This is a genomic window from Rhizobium sp. KNZ2-6A (assembly GCF_056755475.1).
Genome location: NZ_JBNDIC010000018.1, coordinates 15,699 through 34,441, shown reverse-complemented (window position 1 = coordinate 34,441; position 18,743 = coordinate 15,699). Strand labels below are relative to the sequence as shown.

The 18,743-nt window shown below is 56.3% G+C and carries 18 protein-coding genes and 6 pseudogenes; 15 read left to right on the top strand and 9 right to left on the bottom strand.

Going from position 1 to position 18,743, the window contains the following annotated elements:
• Nucleotides 1-66: 66 nt before the first annotated feature.
• Both ACPYOP_RS14605 and ACPYOP_RS14600 read right to left on the bottom strand, forming a co-directional pair.
• Nucleotides 67-159, bottom strand: a pseudogene (locus ACPYOP_RS14605) (ATP-binding protein); the annotation flags it as partial.
• A 10-nt stretch (nt 160-169) separates the two neighbouring features.
• Nucleotides 170-292 (bottom strand): hypothetical protein, encoded by a 123-nt coding sequence (locus tag ACPYOP_RS14600; RefSeq protein WP_481411151.1) that lies wholly within the window; start codon nt 290-292, stop codon nt 170-172.
• Here ACPYOP_RS14600 and ACPYOP_RS14595 point away from each other — a divergent pair.
• A pseudogene (locus ACPYOP_RS14595) lies at nt 258-722 on the top strand (methyl-accepting chemotaxis protein); the annotation flags it as partial. The gene ACPYOP_RS14600 and the pseudogene ACPYOP_RS14595 sit on opposite strands and share 35 nt — an antisense overlap.
• A 142-nt stretch (nt 723-864) precedes the next feature.
• Complete coding sequence (locus ACPYOP_RS14590; protein WP_481411083.1) at nt 865-1,167, top strand: cold-shock protein; 303 nt, start codon at nt 865-867, stop codon at nt 1,165-1,167.
• Between the two features lie 140 nt (nt 1,168-1,307).
• Here ACPYOP_RS14590 and ACPYOP_RS14585 read toward each other — a convergent pair whose 3' ends face one another.
• Both ACPYOP_RS14585 and ACPYOP_RS14580 read right to left on the bottom strand, forming a co-directional pair.
• On the bottom strand, nt 1,308-1,838 hold the full coding sequence (locus tag ACPYOP_RS14585; RefSeq protein WP_481411082.1) for an NUDIX hydrolase: 531 nt from the start codon (nt 1,836-1,838) through the stop codon (nt 1,308-1,310).
• A gap of 14 nt (nt 1,839-1,852) precedes the next feature.
• Entirely contained in the window at nt 1,853-2,005 is a 153-nt protein-coding gene (locus ACPYOP_RS14580; protein ID WP_481411081.1) for a hypothetical protein, read from the bottom strand.
• Between the two features lie 441 nt (nt 2,006-2,446).
• Here ACPYOP_RS14580 and ACPYOP_RS14575 point away from each other — a divergent pair, with 441 nt between their 5' ends.
• The 4 genes and pseudogenes from ACPYOP_RS14575 to ACPYOP_RS14560 all read left to right on the top strand — a co-directional run.
• Nucleotides 2,447-3,055 carry a DUF2026 family protein gene (locus ACPYOP_RS14575; protein WP_481411080.1) on the top strand — a complete coding sequence of 203 codons (609 nt, stop codon included), beginning with the start codon at nt 2,447-2,449 and terminating at the stop codon, nt 3,053-3,055.
• A gap of 136 nt (nt 3,056-3,191) precedes the next feature.
• Nucleotides 3,192-3,563, top strand: coding sequence for a VOC family protein (locus tag ACPYOP_RS14570; protein WP_481411079.1), 372 nt, complete (start codon nt 3,192-3,194; stop codon nt 3,561-3,563).
• A gap of 307 nt (nt 3,564-3,870) precedes the next feature.
• Nucleotides 3,871-4,341, top strand: a complete 471-nt coding sequence (locus ACPYOP_RS14565; protein WP_481411078.1) for a hypothetical protein — start codon at nt 3,871-3,873, stop codon at nt 4,339-4,341.
• A 266-nt stretch (nt 4,342-4,607) separates the two neighbouring features.
• Nucleotides 4,608-5,073 (top strand): annotated as a pseudogene (locus ACPYOP_RS14560) (hypothetical protein); the annotation flags it as partial.
• A gap of 250 nt (nt 5,074-5,323) precedes the next feature.
• Here the strand turns inward: ACPYOP_RS14560 and ACPYOP_RS14555 are convergent.
• The 4 genes and pseudogenes from ACPYOP_RS14555 to ACPYOP_RS14540 form a co-directional block, all read right to left on the bottom strand.
• Nucleotides 5,324-5,446: pseudogene (locus ACPYOP_RS14555) on the bottom strand (alpha/beta hydrolase); the annotation flags it as partial.
• Between the two features lie 121 nt (nt 5,447-5,567).
• The gene (locus ACPYOP_RS14550) at nt 5,568-6,911 is read right to left on the bottom strand and encodes an acetyl-CoA hydrolase/transferase family protein (RefSeq protein ID WP_481411077.1); all 1,344 of its coding nucleotides are present in this window, start codon (nt 6,909-6,911) and stop codon (nt 5,568-5,570) included.
• A gap of 168 nt (nt 6,912-7,079) precedes the next feature.
• Nucleotides 7,080-7,874, bottom strand: a complete 795-nt coding sequence (locus ACPYOP_RS14545; RefSeq protein WP_481411076.1) for an ATP-binding protein — start codon at nt 7,872-7,874, stop codon at nt 7,080-7,082.
• 151 nt (nt 7,875-8,025) lie between these two features.
• Nucleotides 8,026-9,987: an elongation factor G gene (locus ACPYOP_RS14540; RefSeq protein ID WP_481411075.1), complete on the bottom strand. Its 1,962-nt coding sequence runs from the start codon at nt 9,985-9,987 to the stop codon at nt 8,026-8,028.
• Between the two features lie 309 nt (nt 9,988-10,296).
• Here ACPYOP_RS14540 and ACPYOP_RS14535 point away from each other — a divergent pair, with 309 nt between their 5' ends.
• The 9 genes and pseudogenes from ACPYOP_RS14535 to tnpB form a co-directional block, all read left to right on the top strand.
• Nucleotides 10,297-10,545, top strand: coding sequence for a FitA-like ribbon-helix-helix domain-containing protein (locus ACPYOP_RS14535; protein WP_481411074.1), 249 nt, complete (start codon nt 10,297-10,299; stop codon nt 10,543-10,545).
• Nucleotides 10,542-10,964 carry a PIN domain-containing protein gene (locus ACPYOP_RS14530; protein WP_481411073.1) on the top strand — a complete coding sequence of 141 codons (423 nt, stop codon included), beginning with the start codon at nt 10,542-10,544 and terminating at the stop codon, nt 10,962-10,964. Before ACPYOP_RS14535 ends, ACPYOP_RS14530 begins: the two co-directional genes overlap by 4 nt.
• Before the next feature lie 4 nt (nt 10,965-10,968).
• Nucleotides 10,969-11,193: pseudogene (locus ACPYOP_RS14525) on the top strand (integrase); the annotation flags it as partial.
• A gap of 261 nt (nt 11,194-11,454) precedes the next feature.
• The gene (gene poxB, locus ACPYOP_RS14520) at nt 11,455-13,191 is read left to right on the top strand and encodes a ubiquinone-dependent pyruvate dehydrogenase (RefSeq protein WP_481411072.1); all 1,737 of its coding nucleotides are present in this window, start codon (nt 11,455-11,457) and stop codon (nt 13,189-13,191) included.
• 283 nt (nt 13,192-13,474) lie between these two features.
• The gene (locus ACPYOP_RS14515; protein WP_481411071.1) at nt 13,475-14,881 is read left to right on the top strand and encodes a cytochrome ubiquinol oxidase subunit I; all 1,407 of its coding nucleotides are present in this window, start codon (nt 13,475-13,477) and stop codon (nt 14,879-14,881) included.
• 5 nt (nt 14,882-14,886) lie between these two features.
• The gene (cydB, locus tag ACPYOP_RS14510) at nt 14,887-15,873 is read left to right on the top strand and encodes a cytochrome d ubiquinol oxidase subunit II (protein ID WP_481411070.1); all 987 of its coding nucleotides are present in this window, start codon (nt 14,887-14,889) and stop codon (nt 15,871-15,873) included.
• A gap of 227 nt (nt 15,874-16,100) precedes the next feature.
• Nucleotides 16,101-16,748, top strand: coding sequence for a response regulator transcription factor (locus ACPYOP_RS14505; protein ID WP_481411069.1), 648 nt, complete (start codon nt 16,101-16,103; stop codon nt 16,746-16,748).
• A gap of 123 nt (nt 16,749-16,871) precedes the next feature.
• The gene (locus tag ACPYOP_RS14500) at nt 16,872-17,249 is read left to right on the top strand and encodes a response regulator transcription factor (RefSeq protein ID WP_481411068.1); all 378 of its coding nucleotides are present in this window, start codon (nt 16,872-16,874) and stop codon (nt 17,247-17,249) included.
• Between the two features lie 453 nt (nt 17,250-17,702).
• A pseudogene (tnpB, locus tag ACPYOP_RS14495) lies at nt 17,703-17,900 on the top strand (IS66 family insertion sequence element accessory protein TnpB); the annotation flags it as partial.
• A gap of 83 nt (nt 17,901-17,983) precedes the next feature.
• Here tnpB and ACPYOP_RS14490 read toward each other — a convergent pair.
• Nucleotides 17,984-18,589, bottom strand: a complete 606-nt coding sequence (locus tag ACPYOP_RS14490) for a helix-turn-helix domain-containing protein (protein WP_481411067.1) — start codon at nt 18,587-18,589, stop codon at nt 17,984-17,986.
• Nucleotides 18,590-18,743 lie beyond the last annotated feature (154 nt).

The window sequence follows — 18,743 nt, the reverse complement described above, 5'->3', positions numbered from 1 at the left end:
TCGGCTCCCACGATTAGGATCAAGATCCTTCATGCTCCGAGCTTGGAGAGACCTTCCGACGACCCCACTGCTGGGGAAGTCGAAGCCGCTCAGGTCACGGTAGGCTGGGAAGCGTGCCGTCTTGAGCTGGTAGGCCGTCGATCGGACTTCGGCATTGGTGCGCGGATCATTAATCGAACTGGCGTAGGCGAGCGGCGAACCCAATAACCGAGTCGTCGCCAAGCCTTTCAAGCACAACGCCACCCGCCGCCATCACATCGGCGAATGCCGCCAAGGACATCAAGACGCTCATCAATCGTTCCAGTCAGGAAGTTGATGCTGGCGTGAAGCTGGTTACGGCGACAGGCTCGGCGCTCGCCGAGATTGAAAACCACGTGGTCAAGATAAACGAACATGTGCATTCCATTTCGACTGCCGCGCGCGAGCAGTCGACGGGTCTTTCAGAAGTCAGCACCGCGGTGAACCAGATGGACCAGGCCACGCAGCAGAATGCCGCCATGGTGGAGGAATCGACCGCCGCCACCAATGGCCTGGCCGATCAGGTTACGATGCTTCGCGAGCTCATTGCGCGCTTCAGGCTTCAGCCTGCGATGGCACCCCGGCCGGCCCCCGGAGCTGCAAAGCCGGTTGCATCACCGGCACGGGTACTCGGCCGCAAGATCGCCAATACTTTCTCCGGCAATGTGTCAGTCGCTCATGGAGGTGATTGGGAAGAGTTTTGATGCATAACCGGTTGTTGAACCTTCAGGATTCGCGGAAGCGGGTGCCTTTTCAAGGCAGGAAAAGAATTGCAGTATAGCCTTAAACCCCGCGAGCGATCTCGATGCGAGCGAAGCCGATCAACAAAAGCAATATGGGAACGTCATGGCGAGGGGCAAGATCAAATGGTTCGACGCAAGCAAGGGCTGCGGCTTTATAAAGCCTGACGATGGTAGCCCGGATGTTTTCGTGCATCTCAGTGAGGTTGTGAAGGCCAAGCTGCCCCATCTGTGGCCAGATGTGCCCATTGCCTATACTCTCGAAACTCAACACGGCAAAAGGTCGGCAAAGGAGCTGGCGCCGATTACGACCAAGGCAGATGCAAAATCTCAAGATCGAGCGGTGGACGAGCCGCTTACCGACTTTGCGGACGAGTTCGAAAAAGAGTGGGGATTGCGGCAAGCCTGAAGGCCGGCTCAGTTGTCTTCCGGTTTTCAATTCGCGTACCGCCTGTCCTTTCACCTGCGAGGTGCGATCATAAAGTCCAGTGGGCGTACGACAGAATGGGATCTGAGATGGAGCACTACCGACCGTCGAGGGTGAGTTAATCATCTCCGTCGCGATGGCTTTTCCCGAGGCTGAAAATTAACCAGGAGGGATTTCAATTCGATTTCTCGAACACGCCGGGCTGCCTCGTCGGGACTGACCCAGGCCAGCAGTCGCTGACCTTTCTCCTTGAAGTCCCCATTGATCTCCCTCACCTCCACTTGGAATATGTCAACGATGCAAGGTGCGACTTTGCCGTCCGCAAGATCCTTGAGGTAAGTATAGCGGCCGACCGGCGTCTTTTTCACTTTACCGCGAACCCCCGCCTCCTCCCACGCTTCGATCGCGGCGGCTTCATGCGGCTCTTTGCCCCTCATCGGCCAGCCCTTCGGGATAATCCAACGCCCGCTCTCGCGCGAGGTGATCACGAGAATCTCGATCGCGCCACCTTCATCTCCGTAGCGAAAGCAAAGGGCGCCACATTGGTTCTTGAACGCGTTCGCGAACAGCTTTTCGGGCGTGCGCGCGAGCTGTTGCAGCAGGGGCTTTGGATTGGGCGCGGCGCGTTTCCCGCTTTCCTTTTTTGATGTCATCGCACGTCAGATTGTCAGAATTTTACTACCGCCTCAATCGCCGGGATTGCCAATTCCGCACAACGGAATGCGGGCTTTTGATGCCGTCGCTCGTGGTCACAGGAGGCGTCGATGATGACGCCCGGTTTTTCCCCATGCAGATCTAGCTCACCTTGCTCTTCAAACATCAATTGTTTGCCGTTTGGCCGATCCACGCAGGTGTGAGCTGACTGGCGTCAGCCTTATATGATGAACGCCGCTTTACCTTCATAATGGTCTTGCGCTGTAAGAGTATGCGCCTGGAAATTATTCCGCCATCCCAGCCTATCACCTTTAGCCCGGGCCAGACTGCAGTCCAGCGATTGACCTACCTGCTCATAAATAGCCTGCGTGATCTGCGTCCTGTTCGGGCGTACGACCCCATTCAACAAGTCGGAAAACCCGAACGGGGCGCTTCACTCCCGATCTTCATCACTGGGCGCGGTCCGACGGCGGTCGACGGTCGACAGCAGGGCGGTGATTGGCGTGAGCTTGGTCGAGTTGCGGCAATAAAGGGCCGCATATGGAGTTTACATAGCCGCCGCCCTGACTTACGGGATGGCACAGTCACGGGTTGAGGGTGAAGGATCATGTTGATCACGCAAAGCGACTACAATCGGATTTACCGGGTCATCAACAGCCTGCTAGTCAACGAAAATGCCAATCCCGCCACGGCTTCGATGTATTTTAGTACCTTCGGGGCCTTCATCCTCGAACATCATTTTAAGGTCAAGGCAAAGCCGAAGAGCGGTCTCGCCGCTTACAATCTTGAAGGAAAGCACATCCTCTTCGCAGACCAGCGTGACGATGGCTACGTCTCCGGCGCTGGCGAGAACTTCCATTGCTGGGTCGAGGCTGATGATTGGGCAATCGATTTCATGGCCCCGGCATTCTCACAGAGTGCGGCGGATTGGGTGATACCGCCGAAGATGTTTCAGCGGCCGCTGTCATCAATGCGCCTGTCCATCAATGATTTAAGCCAATCCGGAGACTTCTTCTATCGTTCCGAACCCGATGCAACGCGCCTGCGCTTCGCAGACTGGCGCAAGAATCCGATGATTGGAGACCTTGCCAGCGTCGCCTCGAACTGGTTCCGGAAATCTCCCAGATTGATGCAGACATCGATCACCGTGCAGAATCAGGATGGGAAATCAAGCGTTATACCGCTCATCGGCAACTCCCTCGTTGGTGCCTGGTAATCGTTGCGGGAACGCGTCCTTACACAACGGAATATCCTCGTGCCCCCTTGAATTTCCTTGCGCGCGATGACTGCATGGTGCTGCACCGTCGCTCACCTATTACGGCAACGACGGGCTGTTTCTGAAGGACTGGATCATGCACTTGAATCAAGTAACCGTAACGATGCCTGATCTGGATGCGGGATGGAACTTCTACTGTACTCTTGGTCTCAAGCCGGTCGTCGATTCACGTCCTCACTATGCACGTTTCTTATGTCCGGATGGGGATAGCACATTCTCATTGCATCAAGGCGAGAGTAACGGTGGTGGGACAACCGTCTATTTCGAGTGCGAGAATTTGGACGAAACGGTTAGCGAACTGGAGAAGAAAGGACTTCATTTCACAAGCCCGCCGGAAGATAAAAGTTGGCTTTGGCGCGAAGCCGAGCTGTTTGATCCTGGTGGTAATCGCGTCCTGCTGTATTTTGCTGGGCAAAATCGCCTTAGCCCGCCATGGCGTATCAAATAGCCTTTTTACAGGAAAGATGGGCTTGATGATCCTGGATCTCGAATATGGATCGCGAACGATTTGAACTGAGACGACAAAGTGACGATCTTTTCCATGTTTTTCGTGCGAACGCGAACCGGCGATGGACGCCGAGCGTATAAGCGGCAAGGCGACTGGGTCAGTTGGAAGGGTTCAAAGTCCTGCGTCTATACGTTGATCTACATTTTATAGCGAAAAGGCGTTTTTGAGCAGGTGGCAAATTTCATGAGAAATCGATCGGCTTGGTATGCAGCCATCGGCCAACGACAGTGACATGAGGCACTAAGCGATGGTCATCGAACGCCGACGCCGGTCCGCCTGGCAATTGCTTTTGCTGCCTTTGCGGGTCATCATCGCCATCCTCGTGATCATCAGTGAGATCGCCCGACCGGTCTATCGACCGCTCGTCCGCTGGTTCGCTTCGCTTTCAATCGTGACGCACTTCAGCGTGTTCGTCGGATCATTGCCGCGAGGCGTTATACTCGTTCTTTTCGTCGTGCCGCTCGCGATTGCCGAGCCCCTGAAAGTTTACGCGTTGGTCGTCATTGCCGAAGGTCACGTGATCTCGGGGCTCGTCATAATCGCATTGGCATATCTGATGAGCTTTCTCCTGGTTGAGCGCATTTTTCATGCAGGCCGCGAAAAGCTGCTAACCTACGCTTGGCTCAGATGGATCATGGACCGCGTCAAAATCGTTCGAAGCTGGGTCGCAGAGATGAAAGAAAGTATCCTCGTGACGATGCGTGGTTGGCTCCGATAGCGTCACCGGCCCCGGGAGTTCTCACATGCATGCGCCCACGAATCTCTCTGTTGCTGATATTGATCACACGGCAGCGTTTTCCGATGCGGCACTCGCGCCTATCGGATGGAGTCAGCGCGAGATCCACTTTGGAAACCGTAGTGTTTTCTCCGCTAGTATGGTTGCGATACCATCCAGGTCTCGGGCTTCGGCGGCCGGCCGGAAGTTGGGTTCCAGCACGATCGCTAAAAAAAGGCAGTCACGGCCATGCCGATCACCGCACCGACCATGGCAGTGCCGCCGCCTCCGCTTCACCAACAGGTAACACGGACGCGACCGCCTATTTTACCGACGCCCTCCTCCGGCCCGCAAAGGTGGGAGACCGCGCCCAATCCGACGATCGGGGTGCGGTGGCAGAAATCTCGCGAATTCTCCTGCGAGGAGCAACCGCCGGACAGATCCCGGATGGAGACAAATCCTATATCGCGATGATCATTTCCGCCCGCACGGGCCTTTCCGAAACGGATGCCCGCAACCGCGTGGATACGGTGCTCAAGCAAATCGACGATGCCAAGACGGCGGGCAAAAGAAGCGGCCGACAAAGCCAGGAAGGCGGGTGCTACGACCGCGCTGGTCGGTTCTCTGTCCCTATTGGTCGGCACCTTCATAGCGTCGGCCGCTTCAGCCCTTGGTGGCCGTCAGCGCGACGAAGAAGAGGACCTGCTCGTCGATACATTCAGCCGACGTCCTTGAGCTGCAACTACAAGCGATCTGCGCTGCGTTATTGTGATGGCGCAGAACGCCTGGCGATAAACAGGGTCGCTGACATCCCTCACCTAAAAGCTAACGTGGCGCGGACAACGGGCCATTCATCGTTGAAAAAAAGTTCGAGTGAATTCGCGAGATCGACAGGGTTCTCTTCAGCGACATGGTGGCCACTTTCGATACCGTGACCCGTGACATCCGTCGCCCATGATTGCCAAATTTCCCTCGGGTCGCCGAAGACATGACCCCAGGTCATATGCGTTCGCGGATGGCCGTGGAGCAACAACAATGGCTGCCCATGGCCGCCGTGGCGAACGCGCAAAAGGCCGGGTCCAACACGGTCGACTGTTCTTACGTTCACGGCATCGAATTGTTCCGGCTAAAAGGCTCTATCGCTACTATGTAAGCATCGACTAACCTGTCGCTCCGGAACGTTCTGACTGCACTGCCGTTCCGCTAGCGGAGGAGAGCGACCAGGTTCGTCAATTCAACATGGTATCAGCATAAAAACCTGCCCCATGGGCCGCCCGATCCAGCATCTCGCGGAAATCCGGGTGGGCCAACGCAATCAGTGCCCTTGCTCGCTCGGCTACGGACTTTCCCTTGAGGTTCGTCCATCCATATTCCGTGACGACGATATGGGTGTCGTTGCGAGATGTTGTCACCGGTCCAGTCAGCGCCGGAACGATGCGCGAGAGCGTGCCCTTCGCCGCCGTGGAATGACAGGCGATGATCGACCGCCCTCCGCGCGATGCATAGGCGCCACGCACGAAATCGACCTGGCCGCCGGATGCACTGAACTGCCGGCCGTTCATAAATTCCGAATTGCACGCCCCGTTCAGATCGATCTGCAGCGTCGCGTTGACCGACACAGCCCGGTCGTTCTGGGCAATGACGAAAGGGTTGTTCACATAATCGACCGGATGAGCTTCAATGTCCGGATTGTTGTGCAGGAAGTCGTAAAGCGATTGGTCTCCCAGCGCAAAGGTGAAGATCGACCGCCCGACATGTGTCTGCTTGCGGCTATTGTCGACAACGCCTTCCTTGACCAGATTGGCGAGGCCAACTGTCATCATTTCCGTATGAATGCCAAGGCGGCGATGTTGCGAAAGCCGTGAGCACACCGCATCCGGTAGGGCACCGATACCCATTTGCAGGCAATCGCCGTCTTCGACCAAGCCTGCGACGATCGCACCGATGGCATCGTCCACTTCATTGCTCGGAGCGGCAGGCAGGATCGGCAGGCCGACATCGTTTTCGACCAGCGCCGTCACGCTTGATACGGGGATCATACAGTCGCCCCGCACATAAGGCATCTTGGCATTGACTTCGAGGATCAGCCGAATTCCTGGCTTCCGCGATACTGTGAGTGCATAGTCGGTACTGGCGCCGAGGCTAAAATTGCCATCCGCATCCATCGGCGCGACCGTTGCAATCAGCGTATCCACCCCGACATGCTCGACCAGAGAGCGCGGCACCTGGCTGAAATGGCAGGGCACCAGGTCGACGGCAGGCATCGCCTCCGCCGATCGCCTCCTGTCGAGCGCACGCTCCACGCCTCCGTGAAAGTAACTTATCGGAATGATCCGGTGGCACAGGTCGAAATCGAAAACGCTGGTTCCCGCGACGCCAGTGCAAAGAAGATAGTGGAGCCGCACATTGTCGACGGCTCCCGCCCGAGCCCGTTCGGCAAATGCTGCAAGGATGGCGGGCGGCTGACCAGCAGCGATCGGCATCGCGACCTTCGCGCCTGACGGAATCAGAGCGACAGCCTCCTTTGCGGATCGCAGCCGTTCGCGATACTGCATCTGATGGATAGTAGTCATTGGGCCCTCCTTTCGGTGCTATTTTCATCCTCACTAGCATTTACGACGGTTGCGGTCGTTTTCGCCCGCCGCGGAACACGCTCTTGTCAACCGAAGGCCCATTTTTATCGAAACGGTCGAAGTTTCAAGGATGCTCGAGTCTGGAGACTGAAGAGAAATTCCCACTCGCTAGCGCCACAATGCCGAAATTGGCACGGCGGACAGGCGTTCCCCGAATGGGATCACTTTGTCATGGTCATACAAGACAATGCCTGAAACAAACCGCTCTCCACATGCTTCGGCCAAAATTCGCAACCCGGAAAAATCAGAACTCGAGACGGATGCTGCTGCCTTTATTTCGATACCGACAACCCTCCCTTTTCTGTCTTCGATGACGATATCGACTTCGTTCTGCTGCTTGTCGCGAAAGTGCGAAAACTCAAAGCGGGTATGTCTGCTGCTAGCGAGTTTAAGGATCTCGCCAAAAACGAAAGTCTCCAGCAACGCCCCGAACTGCCCTCTTTCGTCCCGGAGTCTCTCGAGAGAGAGGTCACGAAGGGATGCGAGCAGACCGGAATCGAGGAAATGTATTTTCGGGGTTTTGGTCAGGCGTTTCAGTTTGTTGGAAAACCAGGGTTGCACGGTTCGGGCCAGGAACAGGCTCTCGAAGATGCCAACGTATTTTTGCGTTGTGATGTGGTTCATCCCGATAGCGGCGCCAATTCCGGAATAGTTCACGAGTTGCCCCGAATGCTCTGCCAGGATGCGTAGCAGGCGCGGCATTTGAGCGATCTGCTCGATTTGCGCGATATCGCGAACGTCGCGTTGGACGATCGCCTGGATGTAATCCGCATACCAGTCCTGTCTGCGGCTCAACGTTCTGCGAGCCAGTGTGGATTTCACCTGCTGGCAATCGGCAACGCGGGTGATTTGCCAAACGACTTGAGCCAGCGTGCAAACGCACGAATTCCACATGATCGCCATCGGCGAACTGATCAAGTACCCAAAGCACGACCATCCCCCGTAAGGCAAGCCCCAACCGCTGGCCTGTGCGACTACAACTGCAAACGTTTTACGCGCGTAAAGGCGGGCGTGAGCCCGGCTCTGCCAACGAGCATGAAGTGGCGGGAACGTTTCAGTGTGCGATGCCTGGTTTCTCGCTTGCCCTCACAATGGCGTCCGCTTCCTTGCCGTATAGTTCCTCAAAGTGATCGAAGGTCTTTGAAAAATAGCCGATGCCCTGCGTCGCCGAGCGCAGCGCTCGCGCCAGATCGTCAAGTGCGCCGCCCGGAACGAGCGCCCGAAAGATGTCCCATCCCTTGGCGGTTTCATCACGGTCGAAGCCGAGAACCTGACCGTTGAGTGCGGAGACGATCTGGACGAGGCTGCCCGAATAGACCGACGGGATGTGGAACTCGCTGCGGAAGACCGGCTGCATTAAGACAGTCGATCCTTCGGAAAGCGCCTGACGCACCCCCATTTTCGACGCAGTCCGGAAGGCGTGTTCGGAACTGTCGACGGTATGGTGCTGACCATCTGACAGCGTTACGCCGACATCGATGACCTCGAAGCCTAGCGGTCCCTTCTCCATCGCTTCGCGCGCGCCGGCTTCGACGGCAGGGATGTAATTGCGCGGAACGGCGCCGCCCTTGACGGTTTCGTCAAAGGTGAAGCCCTGGCCGCGCTCGTTAGGGTGAATGCTCAACTTCACATCCGCGAATTGCCCGGCACCGCCGGTCTGTTTACGATGGCGGTAATGAACCTCCGATGGTTTCGTGATCGTCTCGCGGTAGATCGGGCTGGGCGTTCGGTCAGTCACGGAGATGTGAAAGACATCGGACAGCGTTCGGCAGAGATCACGCAGATGCACCGGCCCTTGGGCGCGGACGAGTTGAGCGCCCGTGCCTTCCTCCTGCAGGACCGTTAGACCGCGATCCGTCTCGGAAAGTTTTGCCAGCGTTTCGGAAAGTTTGTTTTCATCGCGCTCGCTGCCCGGAATTAGGATCCTTTCAAGCATCGGCGTGGGTGGTTCCGTCCACTCAGGCGGGGCGACCACCGCGCCTGATGTCAACAACGAAGGGACGCGCAGATGGTCGGACTTGACCGTCGCGAAGACATCTCCCGGCGCAGGCAGAACCGCCGAATTGGACCGCCCGTTTGCGAGATGCTGTACGCCGCCGAGGCCGGAGCCGCCCAACGACACACCTTGCCGCAATCCATCGCCAAGCGCACGCACGAGCACGGTCTTACCGACATTCTGGCGATGATAGGCATGGAAGCTCACCGCGGCCAGCTTGCCTTCATCGATAGTGCGCGCATGAGCAAGACGCTGCCGAAGAACCCCCACCGGCGGCGCCTCGTGGCGCAGCGCCTTCATCAGCCTCATCATGCCGTTGCCGTGACTTGCGGCACCGATCAGGACTGGAATAATCCTGTTTTCCCTGAGAACTCGTGATGAAATGGCATAGAGCGCATCGCTGGGAGGCTCACGATCTTCGATCAGTTCCTCGAGAAGCCAGTCATCAAATTCGGACAGGTGTTCCAGGAGCTCGGTGCGCGCTTCGTGCTCGCGTTCGGCGGTGCTTTCGGGGATTGCGATCAGCGCCGAAGTCTGGCCTTCCCGGTAGCGCCACGCCCGTTCCGAAATCAGATCGCAACTGCCTACGATCCTGTCCCCCTCGCGGATCGGGATCTGGCGAAGCAGAAGCGTGTGGCTGGCGTAGTCTTGAAGCGCTGCAATCACATCCCTCAGCCGCCCTCTCGGTTCGTCCATCCGGTTGACGAAAAGGATACAGGGCGTCCCCGAGGCCTCGATTACGCGCAGATAGGGCGCGGCGAGCACAGCCTCCTCAGGAGCCGATGAAACACACAGGATGCAGGCGTCACTGGCAAGAAGCGCATGCTGCGCATGCGCCAACGCTTCGTTGGGTCCTGGCGCATCCAGCGCACACCACGCCTCGTTTCCGAAGGTGAATTCTGTGAGGTTCAATCCATAAGGGGAGCTGGATTTTCTCGGCGCCCCCTCCAGGGAGCCGAGCTTTTCCACCACTGTCGATTTTCCGGTCTGCGAGGGTCCAAGCACGGTAAAGCAGCGCATCGGCCTTCCTCCAACTGCCATAAACACAATTTTCAGCCCTCATAGGATGCCCTGAACCGCTGCAAGGCGCCAGAGGTGTCGGATTTTTGGCGTAGCTTCTACCCTGCATCGCTATTCAGTTCGTGCAACGACAATTTTTACGCTAATTCCGGAGTGATCGAAGCTTTCTTTTCACGGTTTATGGATCATCGTCGGGGCCGAAATGCCCTCCCCAATCGCGCTTCTTGGTTGGATACCTGCGAAGACGCAACGCTTGTAAATGATGCCATCAATGATTAGATTGCCATCATTGATTTATGGAGAGACCGGATGGCGAGCATGACAATCCGCAATATCGATGATGCGCTGAAGCAGCGTCTGCGTGTGCGTGCCGCTGTTCATGGCCGTTCGATGGAAGATGAAGCCCGCGATATCCTCCGATCAGTGCTCGCCGCCAGCGAAAGACCAGCACGCAACCTCGCTGAAACTATTCGCGCGCGCGTTACACCTGTCGGCGGTGTCGAGCTTGCTATTCCCACCCGAGACCCCATTCGCGATGCTCCGGAGTTTGACCGGTGATTATCCTCGACACCGACGTTCTTTCCGACTTGTTGGCGCCGTCACCGGACATGGCTGTCATGGCATGGGTGAGTGAGCAACCACCGCTTTCGATGTTTACAACGACCGTCACAGAAGCCGAGATTCTGTATGGGCTGCGGCTTCTTCCGGAAGGCCGTCGTCGCCGCGAGCTTGAGGCCGCCATTCTTCCGATATTCTCTGAGGATTTTTCCGGGCGCGTGCTGCCGTTTGATCGCGACGCTGCCGACTTCTACGCGACAATTGCCACCCATCGCCGCCGGGTCGGGCGCCCAATCAGCCAGTTCGATGCTCAAATTGCCGCGATTGCGCTGTCTCGCGGTGCATCACTTGCGACACGCACTATCCCTGACTTCGAGGCGATCGGCTTGCACCTTGTAAATCCTTGGAAAGATGACTAGCGGCATGGCCAAAAGTCCGAAATCGGAAACGCCCGAGGTTCTCAAGCGCGCCGAGGAGCTGGATGCGCTTGACGCCATCCTGCCCTTCGATCGCCGCGACTAGCTGGCAACACTGCTCACGGACGACGATGTCGGCAAATTAAAGCATCTGGCCAAGGAAGGCATGGGGGAAAATACGCTGCGGGCGCTTGCCTCCGATCTCGGCTATCTCGAGGCCCCGTGCGGGCTCCCCAATCGAATAGGAAGAAAAAACTTCATCGCTACACCCATCTCTTCTACTCGCAAGAGCAAGGAAAGGACCTGGGTGGCTTGGAGGTGCCTGACACAGCAATCGGAGGCGTGATCCTCCGGCGTCTCTGCCACCAAGCATAGGAGGCAGCTTCTTGCATTTGCCTGAACATATGGTGTCGGGCAACGAATTTCGACAAGACTTAATCGACATGAAGATCTTACCACTTGGTCCCGATCGCAACCCATCTGGAGAACCAAGATGTCCGAAACGACAGCAGATCAATTCGTCGCAATCTTAGCCGCAGCGGGCGTTAAGCGTATCTACGGGGTGGTCGGCGACAGCCTCAATGGAATAACTGACGCGATCCGCAGGCACGGAAAGATCGAATGGATCCACGTCCGGCATGAGGAAGCGGCTGCTTTCGCCGCCAGCGCTGAAGCCCATCTGACCGGCTCCCTCGCCGTTTGTGCTGGCAGCTGTGGTCCAGGTAACCTTCACCTGATCAACGGCTTGTTTGACGCCCACCGTTCGCGGGTACCAGTTCTGGCAATCGCGGCGCAAATCCCGTCCTCCGAGATCGGGTCGGGCTACTTTCAGGAGACACACCCTCAGGACCTGTTTCGTGAGTGCAGCCACTACTGCGAGCTTGTTTCGGACACTTCGCAGATGCCGCGCTCATTGGAGATCGCTATTCGCGAAGCGACTGGCAGGCGGGGGGTGTCCGTGATTGTCATCCCAGGCGACGTCGCCCTGAAGCCGGCGGAAACCCCGTACCGGCCGCGCATTTCGGGCCTGCTTCCAAAGGCCCCCGTCGTCGTTCCTGCACAGGAAGAACTTGCAGAGCTTACAAATGTACTCAACGGGTCGACGCGGACCACGATCTTCTGCGGATCCGGCGTCGCTAACGCCCGCGACGAAGTGATTGAGTTGGCCAAGAAACTGAAAGCACCGATTGTCCATGCCTTGAAGGGCAAAGAATTTATCGAACACGACAATCCCTACGACGTGGGCATGACAGGCCTTATCGGCTTCTCATCAGGCTATTACGCAATGAAAGATTGCGATGTGCTTCTGATGCTGGGTACGGATTTCCCCTACAGGCAGTTCTACCCCGTAGGAACGTCTGTACGCGTCGCGCAAATTGATATTCGCCCCGGACAAATCGGTCGCCGCGCACCCGTCGATGTCGGCTTGGTTGGCGACGTTGGCCCCACCGTGCGCGCGCTTCTTCCTTCAATCAAGGACCAACCCGATTCCGGGCATCTTGAACAGGCGCTAATTCACTATAAGAAGACCCGAAACGCCCTCGACAGTCTGGCTGACGAAAAGCGCAGTAAACACATCATACATCCGCAGCAGATCGCCAAGACTTTGAGCGACCTGGCCAGTGAAGACGCCATATTCTCGTGCGATGTCGGTTTGCCCACGGTTTGGGCGGCAAGGTATCTCGCACTCAGCGGTGGGCGGCGTCTGGTCGGGTCGTTCTGGCACGGCTCGATGGCCAATGCTCTCCCTCATGCGATCGGTGCGCAAGCGTCGTTCCCCGGAAGGCAGGTTATTTCAATGTCCGGTGACGGTGGCCTCTCCATGCTGATGGGCGAACTGTTGACGCTCGCTCAGCTAAAGCTCCCGGCAAAAGTCGTCGTCTTCAACAATTCCGCTCTAGGTTTCGTGGAGGTTGAACAGAAGTCGACTGGTTTTCTTCCTTTCGGAACCGACTTCACCAACCCGAACTTCGCCGCCATGGCCGAGGCAATAGGAATCAAAGGTGTGCGCATCGAACGGCCCGATGAAGTGGAGGCCGGCCTTAGGGAGGCGTTAGCTCATGACGGACCGGTGCTCGTCGATGCCGTGGTAGCACGGACGGAACTGCCAATTCCGCCTTCAATCAAACCGGAAATGGCCAAGGGCTTCACGCTCTACATGGTCAAGGCGGTATTCAATGGTCGCGAGGACGAATTAATCGACTTAGCAAAGACCAACCTCTGGAGCTAACTCCAAGCGTCTCTCTTCGTTGTAGCGATCCCGCGGTCGCTACGGCGAAGAAGCCTGATTATGCGAAAGCGCAAGCGCTTCTGATCGCTCACCGGAAAACTGTCAAACAGCGCGCGATGGTCAATCACCACGTCACACCGATCAGGTCTCGGCTGACGCACGTGTTCAGGCAGCGCGGCCACTCATCACTCATCCTCGTTGCAACGGCATCGCTCTTCGCCGTCAGACGGAGTTCTCAGGTCGTAAGTTTGGCCGATGCCGACTTCAAACTTAGGGGTTCGAAATGGATATAACCGCACTGCTTCTTTCGCGAATACAATTCGCTTTCACCGTATCGTTCCACATCTTATTTCCCGCATTCACTGTCGGGCTTGCGGCGTTTCTTACTTTTCTCGAAGCCCTACGGCTCTTGACTGGAAACCCACTTTACCGACGCCTTTTCGACTTTTGGCTCAGAATATTCGCGGTCGCATTTGGACTTGGTGTCGTGACTGGAGTTGTGATGGCGTTCCAGTTTGGCACTAACTGGAGCGAGCTTTCTCTCAAAACCGGCCCAATCCAGGGTCCGCTGCTGGGCTATGAGAGTTTCACCGCATTCGCGCTGGAGGCGAGTTTCTTTGGCGTCATGATGTTCGGTCGTAAGCGCGTACGGTCGTGGTTCTACCTCTTTGGATGCGCGATGGTTACACTCGGCACCAGCCTCTCGTCATTCTGGATCATGGTCAACAACTCCTGGATGCAATGGCCCGTCGGGTTCGAACTGAACGACCAGGGCATGTTCATACCCACCGACTGGATGGCAATCATATTTAGCCCTGTCGTCTGGGTGCGTTTCCCACACATGGTTCTCGCCGCATATATCACCACGGCGTTTTGCATATCGGCGACAGGTGCGTGGTACTTGATCGAACGCCGGCTTGTCACAGAAGGGACGGCAATGATCAAGATGGGATTAGGACTGGCGTCCATTCTCGTACCCGTCCAGCTGTTTTTTGGACATCTCACGGGCGACTATGTACATGATAAACAGCCGGCCAAATTTTCTGCCATCGAGGGGCGCTGGGAAAACGAAAAGCCCGCCTCAGAGATCATTTTTGCTATCCCGGACGAAAGTACAGAAACAAACAAGTTCGCAATCGCTATCCCCTACCTGGGCAGTCTGATCGGTTCCATGAGCTTCGACTCAGAAGAACTCGGCATCAAAAACTTCCCGCCGGACCAGCGGCCTCCCGTTTTGATACCGTTCTTTGCCTTCCGGATCATGGTTGGCTGTGGTCTATTGATGCTCGCGGTGGCCTGGTACGGTTACTGGACGACCTCCGCACGACTAATCCAGGGGAAGAGATGGCTTCTTTGGGCCATCTTCTTTTGCTTCCCGCTCGGTTTTATAGCGACTTTGACTGGCTGGTTTACAGCTGAAGTAGGCAGACAACCATGGGCGGTATACGGCGTTCTTCGGACCGCGCAGGCTGTGACCCCATCTCTGACAGTAAGAGAAGTCGCGATCAGCCTGGTCATGTTCGCACTCATCTACACTACGATAGCGGCCGCCGGAATTGTCTACATTTACCGGATGCTTCGCCGTGGACCTCAGATGCGTCCGCACGAAATAGAAGACGTAATCAACCCGAAAAGACCACTGGCCATCGGAGGGGACATCCGGGACCCCAAAATCAACCCTGCGGAGTAAACGAAATGGTTGAATTCTGGACTGCGGTTCTCGCTCTTACCCTCATACTCTACGTACTGCTGGACGGGTTCGACCTCGGAGTGGGGATCCTGTTTGGCTTCACAAAGGATGAGGCTCGTAGGCGGCAGATGATGAACGCGATATCACCTGTTTGGGATGGTAATGAGACTTGGCTTGTTTTGACGGGTACCATTCTCTTCGGGGCTTTTCCCGTTGTTTATTCGCTCGTTTTGAGCGCTTTCTATATCCCAATAATTCTTCTTCTCTCAGCACTCATCTTCCGCGGTGTGGCTTTCGAGTTCCGCGAGAAAAGCGCTACGCGCAAGTGGTTTTGGAACATCGCCTTTTCGGCGGGATCGATCGTGGCTTCCTTCGTGCAGGGCGCGGCGATCGGTGCAATGGTTGAGGGCATTAAGAACCAAGACGGACGCTTCACCGGCGGGCCGTTGGATTGGTTGTCCCCTTTCGCTGTTCTTTGTGGAATAGGGCTATGCCTCGGCTACGCTCTTCTCGGAGCGGGGTGGCTCGTTAAGAAGACACAAGGTGATCTGCGGGCGACAGCATATTCCTATATACCGCGTCTTTTGACCGGCGTACTGATTTTCCTAGTTCTGGCCCTTATCCTGTCAATCTGGATGGAACTCCCCGTGATGAACCGTTGGATAGAGCGACCGGTGTTGCTGGTGTTTCCACTGATTGGGGCGGTGAGCTGCTATCTAGTTTACTTGGGGTGTCGGACACGTATTGATGCTTTGCCATACTTTGGAACGGCGTTTCTCTTCCTCGCTGCCTACGGGACTCTGGCAGGCTCGTTCCTACCCTTCATCATACCTTTTTCGATAACGCTGCAGGAAGCTGCCGCGCCGCATTCGAGCTTGGCATTCATGTTTTGGGGCGCGGGACTCTTCGTGCTTCCAATCACTCTCGTCTACACGCTCCTCGTCTACTCCCTTTTCAAGGGAAAAGTACCCACCGACGAGAGCTACCACTAGACATACACGTATTGCTGAAATGCAAGGGGCGGCCTGGATGTGGCCGCTTCCATACCTGACGGAACTACCATGGTCCTGAGTCTAACTCTGGGCGGTAGTCACAAAAATGATGTCATAAAATGATCGCTGAAACCTCAATCTGCTGTCCATCATATACCGTGGTATAGTTGAAACCGATCTTAGGGATCCTTAAAATACCTTCCGGCGCAATCGGGACGGGAACGCGTATGACTGAGAAGCCCATAGTCGTCATCGTTGACGACGAGCAACTCGTTCGAGACGGGATTAAGAGCCTCTTGAGATCGGTTGGTTATGAAGTGAAGGCGTTCGAAAGCGCGCAAGAACTTCATGACAGTAGGGCTCTGATCAGTGCCAACTGCCTCATCCTCGATGTTCGGCTTCCGTTTACGAGCGGATTAGAATTCCAGCGCAAGCTCGTTGATGACGAAACAGCCGTCCCGATAATATTCGTCACGGGTCATGGCGACATTCCCATGACGGTTTCAGCCATGAAAGCCGGTGCCGTCGATTTCCTGTCGAAGCCATTCCGGGAACAAGACCTATTGGATGCCGTTGCCTCCGCAGTCGAGCGGAGCAAACAGCAAGCCGCCGCCAGTTTCCGAGAACAGGACATTAGGACGAGATTTCAGACGCTTTCCTCGCGTGAGCGCGAGGTTATGACAATGGCGACGGCAGGCCTGTTGAACAAGCAAATAGCCGGAAAGCTTGGCCTGAGCGAGATTACGGTGAAGATTCATCGCGGGAAGGTAAATAAAAAGATGATGGCCCGAACATTTGCAGACCTGGTTCGTATGTCAGAAGTGCTGGCCCTTCAAAGCAAGACACCGCCGAGTGGCGCGGCAGCGCCGCGGTGAGAACTCTGCACAGCAACTTCTAGATTGCGGCGATATACGCGGGTATAGTTTCCTTTTATCCGGAAAGCCGGTAGGAGAAACGATCACTAGCCCGATTGTAATCGGAGATCGGCTTCAAAAGAAGTGCCAATCCGCCCTCAAATTTCCATCGTAGATGACGAGGCAACCGTGCGCCAGGCTGTCGGACGTCTTTTGCGCTCGTTCGGCTTCAACGTTAAATCATACGCTTCTGCCGAGGAGTTCTTGTCTTCTGAAGAGGCGTCCTCCTCAGCTTGCATCTTGGCCGACGTGCAGATGGGGGGAATGAGCGGTATCGACCTCTTCAATTTGCTTCGGAGCCGCGATATTCAAACGCCCGTTATTTTTCTCACGGCGTCTTCTTACGACGCCGTGCGCACACAAATTGGTCCCGATGTTCCTATGCTTCAAAAGCCGTTCGAGGGTGAAAAGCTAGTCTCTATGATCAACGCGGCGGCACCCAGCACCATTGATCTCATCTAATTGAAACTCCGTAAGACGTTTCAGCGCATCGCTACAAGACCGTGACCAACAGAACTCTGTGGCGCAAATTGATTGGCAAGCGGTGTTCCTCGCCCACTTTGCTCTTGCCGTCCTGATCTGCGATCGGCTTTCCATGGACGTGCAACGGGAATCTCTCCACGGAGACCAAATTGGAGATTCTCATGACCAGGAAGCCTGGACGTGAGGCACACCGACACTGGCCGGTGAGGTCAAAGCTGCAGATCGTTTGGGAGAGCCTGCGGCCGGACGCGTTGGTGAATGAGGTTGCAAAGCGGCATGGCTTAAAGCACCACTTGGACAAAGGCGCGGCGGGGCAAGCTGGTTATGCCAGCACCCGAGGACCCGGTGGAGTTTGCAGCGGTGCGCTGTTCCGGTACAATCTTTCCGTCGAACCGCGTGCGGATCATGGTGGCGACCTAGCCAGTCGACTTCCGCGAGGGCCATGATGGATTGGCGGCACTGGTCAAGAACGAGTTGCACAAGGACCCGTTGATCGGAACGGTCTTCGTATGCCGGTTGCGCAAGGCGGACCAATTGAAGCTGATCTACTGGGATGGCACCGATCTGGTGATGGCCTACAAGCGATTGGAGGAACACACGTTCACTTGGCCAGGCGTCAGGGACGCTTGATGACCTTGGGCCATGCTCAGGTCGAGGCGCTGTGCGCAGGCCTCGATTGGCGTCGAGTCCGTGCCGTGGAGGTGGCCGGTCGATTAATTCGCTGCTGACGGCCGGTCGTAGCTCGGTGAGCGGCCTCGGCTATCTCGGATCCTCTTGATGGTTTTTAAGCGACGCCAGGCGCTTGGTGTCATACCGGTAACCCGCTTGAACACGCGCGAAAGGTGGGCCTGGTCAGCCAACCCGCAATCCAAGGCGATCTCGCATAGCGGACGATCGGTGTGCAGAATCTGGTGCTTTGCATGCTCAATTCGGCATTCCATCACATAGGCATGGGGCGGGAGTCCGAAACTTGTTTTAAAAGCGACGGAAAAATAGCTCGCGCTGAGCTTTGCAACGGCCGCCAATTCAGCTAGCGAAATTCCGCTGTCGATCCGCTGGGATATGTACGCCTTTAGCTTTGCCACCTGCCAGGTCGCCAGGCCGCCACTGGAGTTTTGAATAATTCCTGTCCGCCGTTCCGTCGGCTGAAGCAAGGTCGAAGCGCGCCTCACCAAATCCATGGCCGAACCCTCATCGGCGTCTATGCAACCGAGAGCCTCCAAAAGCAGGCGAGAAATCTCCGACGACCTTTCAGCGGTGAGGTTAGACAGATGTATCCCGGAAATCTGGACCTCTATGGCGGCGCTATTGGACTGCATAACCCATCTCCTGCGGCATCGTTCGCTTCAATGATGCAATAATTGTCCGGCGCGCCTGCTAAACGGAATCGAACTGACATGTATCTTTAGCCAAACTGGGGTTTGCGGCCGATATACCCGAGTATATCGCCGACGCCGCGCGTGCCGTTTTCCC

Excerpts from the sequence above, each read along its gene's own strand:
- ACPYOP_RS14600 (WP_481411151.1), bottom strand. The coding sequence starts at position 292 with ATGAGCGTCTTGATGTCCTTGGCGGCATTCGCCGATGTGATGGCGGCG.
- ACPYOP_RS14590 (WP_481411083.1), top strand. The coding sequence starts at position 865 with ATGGCGAGGGGCAAGATCAAATGGTTCGACGCAAGCAAGGGCTGCGGC.
- ACPYOP_RS14585 (WP_481411082.1), bottom strand. The coding sequence starts at position 1,838 with ATGACATCAAAAAAGGAAAGCGGGAAACGCGCCGCGCCCAATCCAAAG.
- ACPYOP_RS14580 (WP_481411081.1), bottom strand. The coding sequence starts at position 2,005 with ATGTTTGAAGAGCAAGGTGAGCTAGATCTGCATGGGGAAAAACCGGGC.
- ACPYOP_RS14575 (WP_481411080.1), top strand. The coding sequence starts at position 2,447 with ATGTTGATCACGCAAAGCGACTACAATCGGATTTACCGGGTCATCAAC.
- ACPYOP_RS14570 (WP_481411079.1), top strand. The coding sequence starts at position 3,192 with ATGCACTTGAATCAAGTAACCGTAACGATGCCTGATCTGGATGCGGGA.
- ACPYOP_RS14565 (WP_481411078.1), top strand. The coding sequence starts at position 3,871 with ATGGTCATCGAACGCCGACGCCGGTCCGCCTGGCAATTGCTTTTGCTG.
- ACPYOP_RS14550 (WP_481411077.1), bottom strand. The coding sequence starts at position 6,911 with ATGACTACTATCCATCAGATGCAGTATCGCGAACGGCTGCGATCCGCA.
- ACPYOP_RS14545 (WP_481411076.1), bottom strand. The coding sequence starts at position 7,874 with ATGGCGATCATGTGGAATTCGTGCGTTTGCACGCTGGCTCAAGTCGTT.
- ACPYOP_RS14540 (WP_481411075.1), bottom strand. The coding sequence starts at position 9,987 with ATGCGCTGCTTTACCGTGCTTGGACCCTCGCAGACCGGAAAATCGACA.
- ACPYOP_RS14535 (WP_481411074.1), top strand. The coding sequence starts at position 10,297 with ATGGCGAGCATGACAATCCGCAATATCGATGATGCGCTGAAGCAGCGT.
- poxB (WP_481411072.1), top strand. The coding sequence starts at position 11,455 with ATGTCCGAAACGACAGCAGATCAATTCGTCGCAATCTTAGCCGCAGCG.
- ACPYOP_RS14515 (WP_481411071.1), top strand. The coding sequence starts at position 13,475 with ATGGATATAACCGCACTGCTTCTTTCGCGAATACAATTCGCTTTCACC.
- cydB (WP_481411070.1), top strand. The coding sequence starts at position 14,887 with ATGGTTGAATTCTGGACTGCGGTTCTCGCTCTTACCCTCATACTCTAC.
- ACPYOP_RS14505 (WP_481411069.1), top strand. The coding sequence starts at position 16,101 with ATGACTGAGAAGCCCATAGTCGTCATCGTTGACGACGAGCAACTCGTT.
- ACPYOP_RS14490 (WP_481411067.1), bottom strand. The coding sequence starts at position 18,589 with ATGCAGTCCAATAGCGCCGCCATAGAGGTCCAGATTTCCGGGATACAT.